This window comes from Kitasatospora purpeofusca, from assembly GCF_000718025.1.
GTDB lineage: Bacteria > Actinomycetota > Actinomycetes > Streptomycetales > Streptomycetaceae > Kitasatospora > Kitasatospora purpeofusca.
This window is the reverse complement of the sequence record NZ_JODS01000029.1, coordinates 53547-68250: the sequence shown is the minus strand read 5'-3', so window position 1 is coordinate 68250 and position 14704 is coordinate 53547. Positions and strand designations below refer to the sequence as shown.

Genomic DNA, 14704 nt, shown 5'->3' with positions numbered 1-14704 from the left:
CGCCGCGTGGGGGGCGGGGGCGTCCGGTTCCGGGCCTCTGGCGGCCGGGCCTGCTGCGGGCAGTGCGGTGCCGGCCGTCGGGAACGCGGTGCCGGGTGCGACCCCGGGTGCTGCTGCCGGTGGCGCCGGCGCCGGTGGCGGTGCCGGTGCGGCCGCCGGTGGTGGTGCGGGCACGCAGGCGGCGGAGTTCCCTCCCATGGCGCAGACGGTCTCCGACGTCCGGCAGAACGGGTGCCGCAAGCCGTCCGCCCGCGCCGCGGACCGGCCCAGCTGGTCGCAGGTCTTCCTGCGGCCGGAGGCCGTCTGGCCGTTGAGCCGGGGCGCCGGGGTGACGGTGGCCGTGATCGGCTCCGGGGTGGACGCCGGGGCCGGTTCGGGCGCCGGTGCGCTGGCCGGCCGGCTCACGCTCGGGCCCCGGCTGCACGGGGACGGCGACGCGGGCCGGGACTGCGTCGGCCACGGCACCGCCCTCGCGACCCTGGTGGCCGGCCGCCGCCCCGCCGACGGCGGCCCGTCCGGTGTCGCCCCCGCCGCGAAGGTGCTGGCCGTGGCCGCCACCGACGACGCCGGCAGCACCAATGCCGACCTGCTCGCCCGGGGCATCCGCGCGGCCGCCGACGGCGGCGCCCGGATCGGCCTGGTCGCGGCGCCGATCGCGGAGCCCGCGCCCGCCCTGGCCGACGCGGTCGGCTACGCGACGGCGAAGGGCATGCTGCTGGTCGCCCCGGTCGGGCCGGACAACCAGGCGGTGAACGCCCCGGTCTACCCCGCTGGGTACCCCGGGGTGCTCGCGGTGGCCGCGATCGGCGCGGACGGCGCCCCGGCCGGCTCCGGGGTCTCCGACTCCGCCGGCGGCTCGGCGGGCCGGGCCGGTGGCGCGGCCGTCGCCGTCGCCCCCGGCCGGACCTCGCGCGTGGACGTGACCGCGCCGGGCGAGGGCCTGCTGGCGGCCGGCCCCGGCGGCGGCACCTTCACGGCCTCCGGGCCGAGCTACGCCGCCGCGCTGGTGGCGGGGACGGCGGCCCTGGTGCTCGGCCGGTCGCCGTCGCTGACGGTCGAGCAGCTCGCCGACCGGCTGCGTTCGACCGCCTACCGGCCCGGTACGGCGCTGCCCGATCCGGCCGTCGGCTGGGGCGCGGTGGACCCGGTGACGGCGGTCGGCGCCCCGGCCGCTGCCGGAGCGGCCGCGGCCGCGGTGCCTACCGCTGCCGCCACCGCCGAACCCGTGGTCGTCCCGCCGCCGCCGGACGGGAGGCCGGTCCGGCTGGCGTCGGCGGTCACCGGGGTGAGCCTGGGCGGCGCGGCGCTGCTCGGCCTGGCGGCGGCCGCCGCCAGGGTCGGCCGCAACCGGGCGGCCGCGCGGGCCGGGAGAGACGGGCGGGACGGAGCGGGGACGCCGGCGGCGGAGTGACCCCGCGGTGGATCGACCCGCGGGCGGCCCGCCAACGTCCCGCCAACGCGGGCGGTCGCGGCCGCGTTGGCCGCGCGTTGGCGGGGGCTGCCAGCGTGGCACCGCCCGGGGAGCCGTCCGATCGCGGTGGCCTGCCCCGGTGCACCGAGACAGCGATCGACCCCGGTACCGACCGACCGAGGTACCGATGAATGGTGTGAGGGGCTCAACAGCCGTGGCCATCGACGCAACCGCCCTGGCCGGGACGACCACCGGGGACGCCCGGGTACCCGCCGTGCCCGCCGTGCCTGCCGCGCCCGCCGCCCGGCCCACCCTGGACCAGGACGTCCTCGCCGAGCTGTACCGCCTGCACGGCGGCTACCTGCTGCGCGCGATGCTCCGGGTGACCAGCGGCGACCGGGGCAAGGCGGAGGACATCGTCCAGGAGACCCTGCTGCGCGCCTGGCAGAACCCGGCGGCCGTGCAGCGCGGCCCCGAGCACAGCCGTCCCTGGCTGTTCACGGTGGCGCGCCGGATCGCCATCGACCACTACCGGATGCAGGCCGCCCGCGCCCAGGAGGTCGCCGACGAGACCCCGGAGGACCACGCCGGTGCCCACGACCCCTACGACGAGGTGCTCGTCGCCCAGGACGTGGCCGTGGCGATGGCCGAGCTCCAGCCGCACCACCGGGACGTCCTGGTCCAGCTGCACATGAAGGGCCGGTCGATGGTCGAGGTGGCGCAGGTGCTGGGGGTGCCGGTCGGCACGGTGAAGTCCCGCAGCTTCTACGCGGTCCGCGCGCTGCGGCCGATCCTGGAGGCCCGCGGGATGGCCTGGGCCGGCTGACCGGGCCGTTGCTCGGGGCCGTTGCTCGGGGCCGTCGATCGGGCGGGGACCGGACGGGGGACCGCCCGGGATCGCTGCCCTTTCGGGAAACCGGGGCCGGTCCGGGCGGACCCGAACCGGAAGGCCGTGAACCGCTTCCGGGCCGCGACCCGTTGACCATTGTGGCGGCACCGCCACCGGCGCCTGTACCCCCGTTCGGGCGCCGGGTCCGCGGCCGCCCCGGCGTTCGCTCTTGTGGGAGAGCGGACGCCGGGGCGTCGTCGCTCGTGACGCCGTGCCGCGGGCGGTCGGTCGGTCCCCCCAGAACCGACCGACCGCCCCTTCTCCGTTCGCGGCCGCCGTTCGCCGCCGTCCCGTTCCGCCGCCGCCCCGGTCTCCCCCCGGGGCGGCGGCAGGCTCACCAGCCGAGCAGGTACGCCCCCCGGCGCAGCCCCGCCAGCACCGTGTCCGCCGTGGCCTCGGCCGCGTCCGCCGCCGGGCCGTCGGCCTGCGCCGCACCGTCGGCCGCGGCAGTGCCGGCCGCCGTACCGCCGGTCGTACCCCCGTTGAGCACCACGTAGTGCAGCGCCGCGCCCGTGGCCCGGCTCTCCCGCCGGAAGGCGTCCAGCGCGGTCGGGGCGACCGAGCCCTCCACCACCACCTGGTAGCCGCCCGAGGCGAAGGCGAAGGCCGCCTGGGCGGTGGCCGCCAGCGCGGTCACGTTCTGCCGCCGCGCCTCCGGCCGGTCCGGGGCGACATAGCCCTGCCGGACCGCCCGCCGGAAGTCCTCCGCGCGCAGGTGGACGCTGGGGAAGAGCGCGTCCGCGACCAGGGGGGCCACCGCGCCGCTCCCGGCGCCGGCGGCCGGGTCGGAGAGGACGACCACGCTGCCCGCCCCCCGTCCGCCTCCGAGCTCCGGCCCACCTGTGGTCGTACGGTTCACGGCTGCTGATCCCTTCGCGGGCCTGGACGGACGGGGCCGGGGCGGGACGGGCGGAACACGCGGGGGCCGGCCGGGGTCGGAACACGAACCGGCCGAATCCGGCAAGGCGGACAGCCGACCGCCTCGTCCCTACGAGTGACTGCTGTCGGGGATCAACCTAGTCCACGGTGCGCCCCGGAGTCCTCCCCTCCCCGGACCTCCCGCCGACCCCCGCAGGCCCCTCGCCGTCCGTTCGCCTTCCCGCTACGCCCGCGCCGATCTCTACGCCCGGGCCCGCAGCACGATCGGGTTGGTGAGCGCGGCCATCGGGCCCCAGGGGAGGTCCGGGCCCATCGCGTTGCCCCGGCCCGGGGTGCCGTCGGCCCTCGGGTGCCGCACCTCGGCCCGGACGAACGCGGCGAGCGAGGCCGTCGTCCGCCAGACCACCGTGCCCGCGCCGTCGGCGGGCAGCGACTCCTGGTGCAGCTGGCCCTCGTCGGTCAGGAACCGCACCGTGCCGTTCGGCACCCCGGAGACGTCCAGCCGGACGTCCACCGGAGCGTCCGCGGGAACCGCCAGCTCCTCGCCGATCCCGGCCTGCCGACCGTGCCCGGTCGCCGTGAACTCCAGCCGGACGGCCGCCGATTCGGCCAGCCAGCTGCGGCCGGCCCGCAGCCCGTCGAGGACGTCGTCGCGGGTGAGGTCCTCGGCGAGCACCACGGTGTGCGGCGAGCCGATCACCTGCGGGGCGCTGTGCGCGTCGCTGTTGCCGATCGCGGGCAGCCAGGAGCGCCCGTCGCGCAGCGCCACCGCCAGCTGGGCGTCCCAGCCGTCCACGGCCGACTCGTCGTCGTACGTCCACGGGCCGTTCCACACCTCGACGGCGTCGGCGTACTCGTACCCGAACTTCCACTGGCAGGCGACGTACGGGCAGTACGGGTGCGCCGGGACCACCAGGCCGCCCTGGCGCTTCACCTGGCGGGCGAACCGGGGGAGGGCCTCGTCGCGGGAGCGGTAGCGCCAGTCGACGAACTCGCCCGGGCGCAGGCCCAGCGCCAGCCAGTGGCCGTTGCGGGTGGTGACCTCCTCGCCGGGCAGGATCAGCAGGTCCGGGCCGGCCAGCGGGCCCCAGACGCCGTGGGCGGAGGAGGTGTTGTGGTCGGTGGACACGATGAAGTCCAGCCCGGCCGCGCGCGCCCCGGCGGCCACCTCGGCGGGCTCGCGGCGCCCGTCGGAGTGCACGGTGTGCAGGTGGCAGTCGCCCCGGTACCAGGCGCGGCCCCGCCCCCGGGCGCGCTCCGGCGGGTAGGCGGGGGTGAACTCCCGGCCGGGCGCGCCGAACCGCAGGGTGACGTCGACCCGGTACTCCAGCCCCTGCGGGGCGACCTGGTACGGCCCGAGGACGATGTTCCAGCGCCCCGGGCGGACCGGCCCCGGCAGGTAGCCGGGCGTGGCCTGCTGCCGGCCCACCGTGAACTCGGTCCGGAAGCCGCCCGACCAGCCGCGGAAGCCCCGGCCGCCGAGTTCGGTGCCGCGCTCGTCGAACAGCCCGATGTCGCAGGAGTTGCCCGGGGTGCCGGGCGGCACGGTCGGCTTGTCGTAGCGGTAGGAGACGGCGAGTTCGCGGACGCCGGACGGGACGTCGAAGGGCAGGTACACGAAGTCGGGTGCGCCGGTCGGCAGCTTCCCGGTCAGGGTGATCGTCCGGTCCTGGGGTGCGGCCGGGGCCGCGGCTCCTTCGGCCCGGGCGGTGCCCGCGCCCGTCACCACCGCGCCGAGCGCGCCCGCCGCGCCCGCGGCCAGTAGCCCGCGCCGGCCCGGCCGGGCCTGCTCCTCGTGCACGTCGTCCGCCATCGGGTGCCTCCGCTCTCGCCGGGATGCTCGCGGCCCGTACCTACCCGCTGTCCGCTCGTCCGGGTGAACCCCCGGTGAGCCGGGCCCCACCACCGGGCGGAGGCCCCGTGAAGGCGGACCCGGGTTGCGCCGGGGGGTGGGGCGGGCCCTGAATAGGAGGTAGTCAGATCATCTGACAGTCAGGCAGATTCGGAGCGCATTCATGTCACTCAGTCGGCGGACCCTCCTGGTGGCCGCGGCCGGGACCACCCTGGCCGCCTGCGCGCCGACGACGAGCCCCGCGCCGCCCGTCCCGACCGCGGCGCCCGTTCCCACCGCTGCGTCCGTCCCGACCGCTGCGTCCGTCCCGACCGCGGAGCCGGTGGCCCCCGAGCCGACCCCGACCCCCGAGAGCCCCGCCCCCGAGGTCCCGGCGCCCGAGGTCCCGGCGCCCGAGGTCCCCGCGCCCGCGCCCGCCCCCGCCGCTCCCGCCGCCGTCCCCACCCGCGCGTTCGTCACCGCCCGCTACGCCGACGCCGTCCCCGCCGCCTGGGGCCTCGACGTCCCCGGCGTGCTCACCGCCCTCCCCAGGTCCGCCGCCCCCGCGATCGCCCTCACCTTCGACGCCTGCGGTGGCCCGGGCGGCTCCGGCTACGACGCGGCCCTGGTCGCCACCCTGCGCACCCACGGCGTCCCCGCCACCCTCTTCCTGAACGCCCGCTGGATCGACGCCAACCCCGACACCTTCGAGAGCCTCGCCGCCGACCCGCTCTTCGAGATCGCCAACCACGGCACCGCCCACCGCCCCCTCTCCGTCACCGGCCGCTCGGCCTACGGCATCGCCGGCACCCGCGACCCCGGCGAGGTCCACGACGAGATCGCGGGCAACCTCGCCAAGCTCACCGCCCTGCTCGGCCGCCCCCCGGCCTTCTTCCGCTCCGGCACCGCCCACTACGACGACGTCGCCACCCGGATCGCCGCCGACCTCGGCCAGCGGATCGCCGGGTTCAGCACCAACGCCGACGGCGGCGCCACCCTCCCCGCCGCCCAGGTCCGCCGGCAACTGCTGGACGCCGCCCCCGGGGCCGTCGTGATCGCCCACATGAACCACCCCGACGGCGGCACCGCCCCCGGCCTGGCCGCCGCCCTCCCCACCCTCCTCGCCGACGGCCGGACCTTCACCCGCCTCTCCGACGCCTTCCGCTGACCCCCTCGGCCGGCCGCCCACCGTCGGTGCCCGCGGTCGGCCGGGCACCGACGGCCGCGGACACCGGCAGTGCCGCCGCCACCCGGTACCCGGGCCCGTACGGGGCCGCGCTCAGCAGCCCGCCGTACAGCGCCACCCGTTCGCGCAGCCCGAGCAGCCCGTGCCCGGTCGACAGCTCCCGCCGGTCGTCCGGCGGCCGACCGGCGCCGTCGTCGACCACCTCGATCAGCAGCGCCCGGTCCCAGGTGATCCGCACCACCGCCCTGGTCCCCGGACCGGCGTGCTTGGTGATGTTGGTGGCGGCCTCCTGGACCAGCCGGTAGGCGGTCTGGCTGACGCTGTCGTCGATCCGCAGCGGCGCACCCCGGGTCTCCACCGAGATCCGGACCCCGGCCTTGCGGACGTCCGCCAGCAACCGGTCCAGATCGCCCAGGCCGTGGCTGTACCCCTCCTCGACCGCCGCCTCGGAACTACGGAGCAGCCGCAGCATGTGCCGCAGCTCGGCCATCGTCGACCGGCCGAGGTCCTCGATGTGCCCGAACGCCTCCCCGCGTGCCGGATCCTCCAGGGCCGTGACCCGCGCCGTCTCTGCCCGCATGACGATCACCGCGACGGCGTTCGCGACGATGTCGTGCAGCTCCCGGGCGATCCGCACCCGCTCCCGGGTGACCCGCAGCCGTGCGTCGGCGACCTCCTGCCGGTGCCGTTCGGCGGCCTCCTCGGCGGACCGGCTCCACCGCGCGAAGCCCCAGACCACCAGCGTCACCGGGACGTAGAAGGCGAGGTTCGCGACGAGCACGGAGGCGAGCTGCGGGCCCTGGTAGTTGCCGATCGTCTCGGCGATCGCCAGCCCGAGCGGCACCAGGGTGATGAACAGGGCCGCGTACGCGACCGGCCGTCGGCACATCGAGGCGACGGTGTAGAGGGCGATCATCAGCCCGAAGCAGGGCACGTAGTCGAGCGCGTTCGCCCAGGAGAGCAGGTCGGCGCCGGCCGAGACCGCCCAGACGGCGCCGAAGACCGCCACCGGCCACCGGCGGCGCACCACCAGGGCGGCGGCCTCGCCCAGGGCGAGCAGGACCATCCACACCTGCTGCTCCCGGCTGGTCCAGGGCGCGAGCACGGTGCCGAAGTAGAACAGCTCCGGGACGACCGCCGCGAGCGCCAGCGCGACGTCCTGCCAGCAGACCGGCGGGGGGAGGCCCGGTCCGGTGTCCCGGGCCTCCCGCGGCCGTTGCGGCGCTGTCGCCGTGATCATCGGGACCACCCCGCGGCCCGGTCAGGCCGCTTCGGTGGCCGGGGCCGCGGACGCCGCGCCGGGGCGGTGGCAGCAGTTGGGACTGCTGCCGCAGGTGCCGCAGCCGAAGTCCTCGGCGCTGGAGTGCACGTACCGCTCGTACGCCGGGCCGAGCCACCACTCGTCGGTCGGGCCCGGTTTCCGGGCCGGGCGCACCACCCGGAGGCCGAGTTCGGCGTAGACCGCCCACTGGTCGCCGTGGTGGCGGACCAGGAGCTCGGCGACCCGTTCCGGGGTGGAGGTCACGGTGGGGACCGCGAACCGGGTCGGCCAGACCAGCGACAGCAGGGCCGCCGCGGTGCTGATCCCGTCCCCGCGGACCGCCGCCAGGCCGATGCCGGCGACGGGCAGCACCTCGGCGGTGCCGTCGTGCCCCGGTGACCGGGAGATCCGGAGGATGTATCTGCGCCACGGGCTCGCGAGCGCCTCCGGCGGATCCGGGACCAGCACGGTCGAGCCGCTGGTCATGAAGCCGTGCGCCAGCAGCTTGCCGGGCACTCCGTCCCGTACCTGGTCGTGCACGGTGACGAGCAGGGCGGGCACATTGGTGACGGAGCCACTACTCATGGTGACACCTCGTAGTCGTCCTGGCCCGCTCCGATCCTGCGGGCGCTGTACCTCCACCCTCCTCCCGGTCCTGTCCCAGGAACATGAGTCCCCGGCCCCACCCGCGCCCCGACTACCGCAGGACGGTGATCGCGGTGGCGAGGTGGCCGTCGTGGACGCGCCAGCGGCCGTCCAGGGTGGGCAGGGGGGAGGGGACGAGGAGGACGGCGGTGAAGGTGCCGTCCGGGCGGAGGGTGAGGTCGGCCTCGGAGAAGTCGAGGAAGGTGTGGGTGAGCGGGAACCAGGTCTTGTAGACGGACTCCTTGGCGCTGAAGAGGATGCGGTCCCAGGGTGTGCCGGGGTGGGTGCCGGAGAGGGCGGTGTTGCGCTCCTGCTCGGCGGGGAGGGCGATCGCGTCGAGCACGCCCTCGGGGAGCGGGAGGGCGGGTTCGGCGTCGATGCCGAGGGAGAGCACGTCCTCGGCGCGGGCCACGGCGGCGGCGCGGAAGCCGGCGCAGTGGGTGAGCGAGCCGACCACGCCCTCGGGCCAGCCCGGCGCCCCGCGCAGGCCCGGGACCAGCGGGCGGTACGGGACGCCGAGGCGGCCGAGGGCGAGCCGGGCGCAGTGGCGCACGGTGGTGAACTCGCGGCGCCGGGACTCGACGGCGCGGGCGACGGCCGCCTCCTCCTCGGGCTCCAGGCGGGCCTGGGGCGGGTCGGAGTAGGCGGTCTCGACGACGACGGACGCGGGCAGGAGTGCGCTGATCACTGTTCCCCCGGGACAGGACGGACGACAAGGTTCTGCGGGGACAGGCTATTCGAACGCGGCGGCGGCCTCCCGCAGGGCGCGGGCGACGGTCTCCGGGTCGTCGGGGGCGGGGTCGCCGGGCCGGTAGGTGACGGCGCGCAGCTCGCCGCTGTAGCGGAACGAGCGGTGGCGCTCGTACACCGGCCAGGAGACCGGGGACTTGCGGTCGACGCCGACGCTGATGCCCTGGAACGGGGCCATCCCGATGAGCTGGTGGACGGGGCCCAGTTGCCCGCTCCCGGCGCCGTCGACCAGCACCCGGAACTCCCAGCGCAGGCCCGGGACGGCGGTGGCCTCGACGGTGACCAGGTGGGGGCCGGGGGCGAGCGGTCCGGCGTCGGCCTCGAAGAGTTCGCCGTACTGGTTGTAGGCGAGGCGCAGTCGGCCGTCCTCGACGTAGAGGCTGTAGCCGCCGCCCTGGTCGCCGTGCGAGACCAGTACGCCGGCGTCCCCGGCGCCGTGGTGGGCGAGTTCGACCTCGACGGTGAAGGAGCGGAAGGAGATCAGCCGGGACGAGCGGTAGCGTTCGAGCTCGGGGGTGCCGGCCAGCAGGCGCACAGGGCGGCGCAGCCGGGCGTCGTCGGGGTGGCGGCGGGCGAGCGCGCCGCTGCCGTCGGTGAGCGGGAAGACCCCGTTGTCCCGGGCGGCGAGCTCCCAGGCCTCGGACAACTCCTTGACCAGTTCGGGGTGTTCGGCGGCGAGGTCGTGGATCTCGGTGGGGTCGGTGCGCAGGTCGTGCAGGGCCCACTCGCCGTCCTCGTACGGGGTGCCGGGACGGTGCAGGGTGACCAGCTTCCAGCCGTCGCGGTAGTAGCTGCGGTTGCCGGTCATCTCGCAGTACTGCTCGTGGTGGGTGGAGCCGGCGGCGGGGTCGCGCAGGACGCCGGTGAAGGGGAAGCCGTCGAGGGACTGCACGGGCTGTCCGGCGCGGTGGGCGGGCCGTTCGACGCCGGCCAGGTCCAGCAGGGTGGGCAGCAGGTCGGTGACGTACTGGTACTGGGTGCGGACGCCGGGGTCGCCCTCGGCGCGCGGGAGGCCGGCCGGCCAGGACAGCACGAACGGGACCCGCGCGCCGCCGGCGTGGGTCTGGCCCTTGTAGAGGCGGAACGGCGTGTTGGAGGCCATCCCCCAGCCGCGCGGGTAGTGGACCAGCGAGCGGGGGCCGCCGATGAGTTCGACCTCGCGCTCGACGTCGGGGTTCCAGTCGGCGGGCAGGTTCGGGTGGTGGACGAAGCGGCTGAAGTAGCTGCGGGTGCCCTCGGCGCCGCCCTCGCCGGTGCCGCCGTTGTCGGAGGTGAACACCACGATGGTGTTGTCGAGTTCGCCGAGCTCGGTGAGGGTGTCGAGCAGCCGACCGAGGTTCTGGTCGACGTTGTCGACCATGGCCGCGTAGACCTCCATGTACCGGGCGTACAACCGCCGCTCGGGTTCGGTGAGTTCGCTCCAGGGGCCGACCTCGTGGCCGGCCTCGGCGTTGCGGTCGGGCAGTTCGGTGCCGGGCGGGAAGTGGCCGGCGGCGAGCTGGCGGGCGAAGCGGGCGGCGCGCAGTTCGTCCCAGCCGCCGTCGTAGCGGCCGCGGTGGCGGGCGAGGTCGGCGGGTTTGGCCTGCAGCGGGCCGTGCACGGCGTTGTGGGCGAGGTAGAGGAAGAACGGCTTGTCGGCGTCGTGGGCGCGCAGCGACTTGACCATGTCGATGGCGCGATCGGTGATGTCGTCGGTGTAGTAGTAGTCCTCGGGGAACTCGTCGATGTCCAGCGGGCTGTTGTCGCGGACGAGTTGGTGCGGGTGGAAGAGGCTGGTCAGGCCCTCCAGCACGCCGTAGTACTGGTCGAAGCCCTTCTGCAGCGGCCAGTTGGCGCGGTTGTCGGCGGCGTTGGAGGCGGAGTCGCGGGTGAGGTGCCACTTGCCGACGGCCCAGGTGGCGTATCCGGCGTCGTGCAGCAGTTCGGCGAGGGTGGGGATGTCCCCGGCGACCTCCATGCCGTAGCCGGGGAAGCCGGGGTCGGCGTTGGCGACGAAGGAGTAGCCGACCCGGTGCGGGTTGAGGCCGGTGAGCAGTGCCGCCCGGGCGGGCGAGCAGAGCGGCATGGTGTGGTAGTTGGCCAGTTTGACGCCGCGCTCCGCCAGGCCGTCCAGCACGGGGGTGGGGACTTCGGCGCCGAACGGGCCGATGTCGCTGTAGCCGAGGTCGTCGACCAGGACGACGACGATGTTGGGCGCGCCCTCGCGCGGGCGGACCCGGTCGGGCCAGGCGGGCGTGGACTCGGCGAAGGTACGGCCGACGGTGCCGGGGAAGCCTTCGTAGGGGTCGCGGCGGTGGGCCTGCCGCGGGTCCTGGGGGGTGGTGCTCATACGGTGCTCCGGGAGGTGAGGGCGGGGACCGGCGCGGGGTCCAGGCGGGGGACGGCGGCGAGGAGTTCGGCGGTGTACGGGTGCTCGGGGGCGGTGACGACCCGGTCGGCGGGGCCGGTCTCGACGATCCGGCCGCCGTGCAGCACGGCGATCCGGTGGCTCACCTGCCGTACCACCGCGAGGTCGTGGGCGATGAAGAGGATGGCGAGGCCGAGGTCGCGCTGGAGCCGGGCCAGCAGGTCGAGCACCTGCGCCTGCACCGAGACGTCGAGCGCGGAGACCGGTTCGTCGCAGATCAGCACGCTCGGTTCGGGGGCCAGCGCCCGGGCGATGCCGATGCGTTGGCGCTGCCCGCCGGAGAAGGCGCGGGGGTGCCGGTCGGCGCTCGCCGGGTCGAGGCCGACCTGCTCCAGGAGTTCGGCGACCCGCTTCGCCCGCGCGGCCCGGTCGCCCAGGCCGTGGGCGATCAGCGGCTCGGCGACGATCTGCCCGGCGGTCATCCGGGGGTTGAGCGAGGAGTACGGGTCCTGGAAGACGAGTTGCACCTCGCGCCGGGCGGTGCGCTCACCGCCCCGGCCGAACTCCTCGCCCCGGAACCGGATCGCGCCGCCGCTGGGGGCGTGGACCTGGACCAGCGCGCGGGCCAGGGTGGACTTGCCGGAGCCGGACTCGCCGACCAGGCCGAGGGTCTCGCCGGGGTGCAGCTCCAGGTCGACGCCGTCCAGCGCGGTGACGGCGCGCCGGCGCGAGCCGTAGGTCTTGCGCAGGCCGGTGACGGTGAGCAGTGGTTCCGGTCCGGGGACGCTGTTGGCGGCCGCCCCGGAGGGGGTCTCCAGACGGGGGACGGCGGCCAGCAGTTGCCGGGTGTAGGGGTGCTGGGGCGCGCCGAGGAGTTCGGCGGTGGTGCCGGACTCGACCACCTTGCCGTGCCGCATGACCAGCAGCCGGCGGCAGGTCCGGGCGATCACCCCGAGGTCGTGGCTGATCACCACGAGTGCGGTGCCGGTCCGCCGGTTGATCCGGGTGAGCAGGTCCAGGATCTGCCGCTGGACGGTCGGGTCGAGGGCGGTGGTGGGTTCGTCGGCGACCAGGACCTCGGCGTCGTTGGCGAGCGCGAGGGCGATCATGATGCGCTGGCGCTGTCCGCCGGAGAACCGGTGCGGGTGGTCGCGCAGCCGTCCGGCGGCGTCCGGGATGCCCACCAGGTCGAGCAGCTCGACCGCGCGGGCGGCGCGTTCGCGGCGGTCGGGGTGGGCGCCGTGGGCGCGCAGGGCCTCGTCGAGCTGGCGGCCGACGGTGAGCACCGGGTTGAGCGAGGACATCGGGTCCTGGAAGACCATGGCGATCCGGCGGCCGCGCAGGGCGCGCAGGGCCGGTTCGGGGAGGGCGGCGAGGTCCTGGCCGTCCAGTTCCACCGAGCCGCCGGTGATCCGGCCGCCGGCCGGGAGCATCCGGAGCAGGGCGAGGGCGGTGGTGGACTTGCCGGACCCGGACTCGCCGACCAGGCCGAGGGTGTCGCCGGCGGCGAGTTCGAAGCCGACGCCGTCGACGGCGGTGGTGCCGTCGAACCCGACGGTGAGGTCGGTGACCTTCAGGACGGTGCGGGGCGGGGCGCCCGCGCCGGGGTGCCCGGCGGCGGCCGCGGCGGCCGCGGCGGGCGTGGCGGCCGCGGTGGTCGCGGCGGTCGCCGTGGTGGCGGACGGCGGCGGGGTGCTGGCGGTCATCGGCGGATCCCCCGGTTCAGGGCCTCGGCGATCAGCGTGAAGCCGAGCACCAGCGCGGTGGTGGCGGCCAGCGGGGCGGCCGCGAAGGTCGGACGGGTGGCGAGGTAGCCGACGGACTGGCTGAGGATCGAGCCGAGGGTGGGCTCCGGCGGGCGCACACCGAGTCCGAGGAAGCTCATCGCGCCCTCGATGAAGACGCCGACGGACAGGGCCACCGCCGCCTGCACGATCAGCGGATCGACCGCGTTCGGCAGGACGTGGCGCAGCAGCACCCGGCGCTGGGAGGCGCCGCCGACCCGGGCCGCGAGCGCGTACTCGCGCTCCCGCTGGACCAGGATCCCGGACCTCAACTGGCGTCCGAACAGAGGGATCTCGGCCAGTGCGATGACGATGAACACCGGCCAGCGGCCGGGCCCGAGCACGGCGGTGACGGCCAGCGCCAGGATCAGTCCGGGGAAGGCGAGGACCAGGTCGAACACCCGCTGGACGGCGGTGTCGGCCCAGCGGTGGCCGGCCGCGAGCAGGGCGAGCGAGCAGCCGGCCAGCGCGCCGACCGGCACGGCGGACAGGATCAGCGCGAGGTCGGTGGTGATGCCGTGCAGCACCCGGCTGAAGAGGTCCCGGCCGAGGTCGTCGGTGCCGAACGGGTGCGCGGCGCTCGGGCCGGCCAGCGCCAGCGGGCCCTGGGCGTCCGGGTCCTGGCCGGTGAGCAGCGGGGCGAGCAGTCCGGCCAGGGCGACGGTGCCGACCAGGGCGAGCCCGGTCAGGCCGCGTCCGGTGAGCAGCCCGGCGAGGTAGCGGTTGCGGGCGCGGGCCGGGAGGGCGCGCGCGGGGGCGGCGAGGGCGGTCATGGGTTACTCCCACCGGATCCGGGGGTCCAGCCAGGCGTACACCAGGTCGGTGAGCAGCTGGACGGTGACGTAGACGGCGACGATCAGCAGCAGGAGGTCCTGCACCACGGGGTAGTCGCGGCGCAGCACACCCTGCTCGACGAGCTGGCCGAGCCCGGGCCAGGCGAAGATCCGCTCGACCAGTACGGCCCCGGCCACCAGGTGGCCGATCTGCAGGCCGAGCACGGTGACGGCGGAGGGCAGCGCATTGGGCAGGGCGTGCCGCCAGACGATCCGGCGGCGGGAGACGCCGACGGCGGTGGCGGTGCGCACGTAGTCCTCGGCGAGGGCGCGTTCGATGCCGTCGGTGAGGTAGCGGGCGAGCACGGCGGCGCTGGGCAGGGCGAGGCAGACGGCGGGCAGCAGCAGGTACTGCAGGGCCAGGTCGGGGGCGTCGAGCAGGGACTCGTGGCCGCCCGCCGGCAGCAGGCCGAGGGTGACCGCGAACAGCAGGACCAGCAGTACGCCGGTGACGAACGGCGGTACGGCGAGCACGGCGGTGGTGAAGGCGCGGACGGCGGCGCCGACCGGCCGGCGCCGGGCGGTGGCGCCGAGGACGCCGAGCGGCAGGGCGATCAGCACGACCAGCAGCAGGGCTGCGGCGGTGAGTTGGGCGGTCGCCCCGAGTCCGTCGGTGATCAGGTCGGCGACCTGGCCGCCGATCGCGTAGCTGGGCCCGAGGTCACCGGTCAGCAACTGGCCGAGCCAGTGCAGGTACTGGCCGAACAGCGGCCGGTCCAGGCCGAGTTGCGCCCGGATCGCGGACACGGCCGCCGGTCCGGCGTCCGGTCCGGCCAGCGAGGTGGCCGGGTCGCCGGGGATGAGGCGGAGGATCAGGAAGACCAGGAAGGAGGCGAGGAGGAGGACGAGCAGGGCGGAGGGGAGCCGCTTGAGGAGGAAGGTGCGCAT

12 protein-coding genes are annotated in these 14704 nt (G+C 76.1%); 3 read left to right on the top strand and 9 right to left on the bottom strand.

Annotated features, from left to right (window positions below; genetic code table 11):
- Positions 1-196 precede the first annotated feature (196 nt).
- Positions 197-1411 carry a S8 family serine peptidase gene (locus IF01_RS0131360; RefSeq protein WP_051756574.1) on the top strand — a complete coding sequence of 405 codons (1215 nt, stop codon included), beginning with the start codon at positions 197-199 and terminating at the stop codon, positions 1409-1411.
- Between the two features lie 214 nt (positions 1412-1625).
- On the top strand, positions 1626-2237 hold the full coding sequence (locus tag IF01_RS0131355; RefSeq protein ID WP_233290314.1) for a sigma-70 family RNA polymerase sigma factor: 612 nt from the start codon (positions 1626-1628) through the stop codon (positions 2235-2237).
- A gap of 397 nt (positions 2238-2634) precedes the next feature.
- On the opposite strand, the gene IF01_RS0131350 is transcribed toward IF01_RS0131355, so the two are convergent.
- Together IF01_RS0131350 and IF01_RS0131345 are read right to left on the bottom strand one after the other, a co-directional pair.
- The gene (locus IF01_RS0131350) at positions 2635-3159 is read right to left on the bottom strand and encodes an ATP-binding protein (RefSeq protein ID WP_149030501.1); all 525 of its coding nucleotides are present in this window, start codon (positions 3157-3159) and stop codon (positions 2635-2637) included.
- 261 nt (positions 3160-3420) lie between these two features.
- Positions 3421-4992 carry a CehA/McbA family metallohydrolase gene (locus IF01_RS0131345; protein WP_030396976.1) on the bottom strand — a complete coding sequence of 524 codons (1572 nt, stop codon included), beginning with the start codon at positions 4990-4992 and terminating at the stop codon, positions 3421-3423.
- Between the two features lie 202 nt (positions 4993-5194).
- On the opposite strand from IF01_RS0131345, the gene IF01_RS0131340 reads away from it, so the two are divergent.
- Positions 5195-6178 carry a polysaccharide deacetylase family protein gene (locus IF01_RS0131340; protein ID WP_030396975.1) on the top strand — a complete coding sequence of 328 codons (984 nt, stop codon included), beginning with the start codon at positions 5195-5197 and terminating at the stop codon, positions 6176-6178.
- On the opposite strand, the gene IF01_RS44480 is transcribed toward IF01_RS0131340, so the two are convergent.
- The 7 genes from IF01_RS44480 to IF01_RS0131305 form a co-directional block, all read right to left on the bottom strand.
- On the bottom strand, positions 6150-7436 hold the full coding sequence (locus tag IF01_RS44480) for a sensor histidine kinase (protein WP_157855398.1): 1287 nt from the start codon (positions 7434-7436) through the stop codon (positions 6150-6152). The two genes, IF01_RS0131340 and IF01_RS44480, sit on opposite strands and share 29 nt — an antisense overlap.
- 21 nt (positions 7437-7457) lie before the next feature.
- Entirely contained in the window at positions 7458-8042 is a 585-nt protein-coding gene (locus IF01_RS0131330; RefSeq protein WP_157855397.1) for a hypothetical protein, read from the bottom strand.
- Positions 8043-8154: 112 nt separating this feature from the next.
- The gene (locus IF01_RS0131325; RefSeq protein ID WP_030396972.1) at positions 8155-8790 is read right to left on the bottom strand and encodes a 4'-phosphopantetheinyl transferase family protein; all 636 of its coding nucleotides are present in this window, start codon (positions 8788-8790) and stop codon (positions 8155-8157) included.
- Between the two features lie 45 nt (positions 8791-8835).
- Positions 8836-11181, bottom strand: a complete 2346-nt coding sequence (locus IF01_RS0131320) for an arylsulfatase (protein WP_030396971.1) — start codon at positions 11179-11181, stop codon at positions 8836-8838.
- Complete coding sequence (locus IF01_RS0131315; protein WP_051756570.1) at positions 11178-12905, bottom strand: ABC transporter ATP-binding protein; 1728 nt, start codon at positions 12903-12905, stop codon at positions 11178-11180. Before IF01_RS0131315 ends, IF01_RS0131320 begins: the two co-directional genes overlap by 4 nt.
- Positions 12902-13756, bottom strand: coding sequence for an ABC transporter permease (locus IF01_RS0131310; protein ID WP_030396969.1), 855 nt, complete (start codon positions 13754-13756; stop codon positions 12902-12904). Before IF01_RS0131310 ends, IF01_RS0131315 begins: the two co-directional genes overlap by 4 nt.
- A gap of 3 nt (positions 13757-13759) precedes the next feature.
- The gene (locus IF01_RS0131305; protein ID WP_030396968.1) at positions 13760-14704 is read right to left on the bottom strand and encodes an ABC transporter permease; all 945 of its coding nucleotides are present in this window, start codon (positions 14702-14704) and stop codon (positions 13760-13762) included.

Coding starts and splice junctions, on each gene's coding strand:
- IF01_RS0131360 (WP_051756574.1), top strand. CDS start 197: ATGGCGCAGACGGTCTCCGACGTCCGGCAGAACGGGTGCCGCAAGCCG.
- IF01_RS0131345 (WP_030396976.1), bottom strand. CDS start 4,992: ATGGCGGACGACGTGCACGAGGAGCAGGCCCGGCCGGGCCGGCGCGGG.
- IF01_RS0131340 (WP_030396975.1), top strand. CDS start 5,195: ATGTCACTCAGTCGGCGGACCCTCCTGGTGGCCGCGGCCGGGACCACC.
- IF01_RS44480 (WP_157855398.1), bottom strand. CDS start 7,436: ATGATCACGGCGACAGCGCCGCAACGGCCGCGGGAGGCCCGGGACACC.
- IF01_RS0131330 (WP_157855397.1), bottom strand. CDS start 8,042: ATGAGTAGTGGCTCCGTCACCAATGTGCCCGCCCTGCTCGTCACCGTG.
- IF01_RS0131320 (WP_030396971.1), bottom strand. CDS start 11,181: ATGAGCACCACCCCCCAGGACCCGCGGCAGGCCCACCGCCGCGACCCC.
- IF01_RS0131315 (WP_051756570.1), bottom strand. CDS start 12,905: ATGACCGCCAGCACCCCGCCGCCGTCCGCCACCACGGCGACCGCCGCG.
- IF01_RS0131310 (WP_030396969.1), bottom strand. CDS start 13,756: ATGACCGCCCTCGCCGCCCCCGCGCGCGCCCTCCCGGCCCGCGCCCGC.
- IF01_RS0131305 (WP_030396968.1), bottom strand. CDS start 14,704: ATGCGCACCTTCCTCCTCAAGCGGCTCCCCTCCGCCCTGCTCGTCCTC.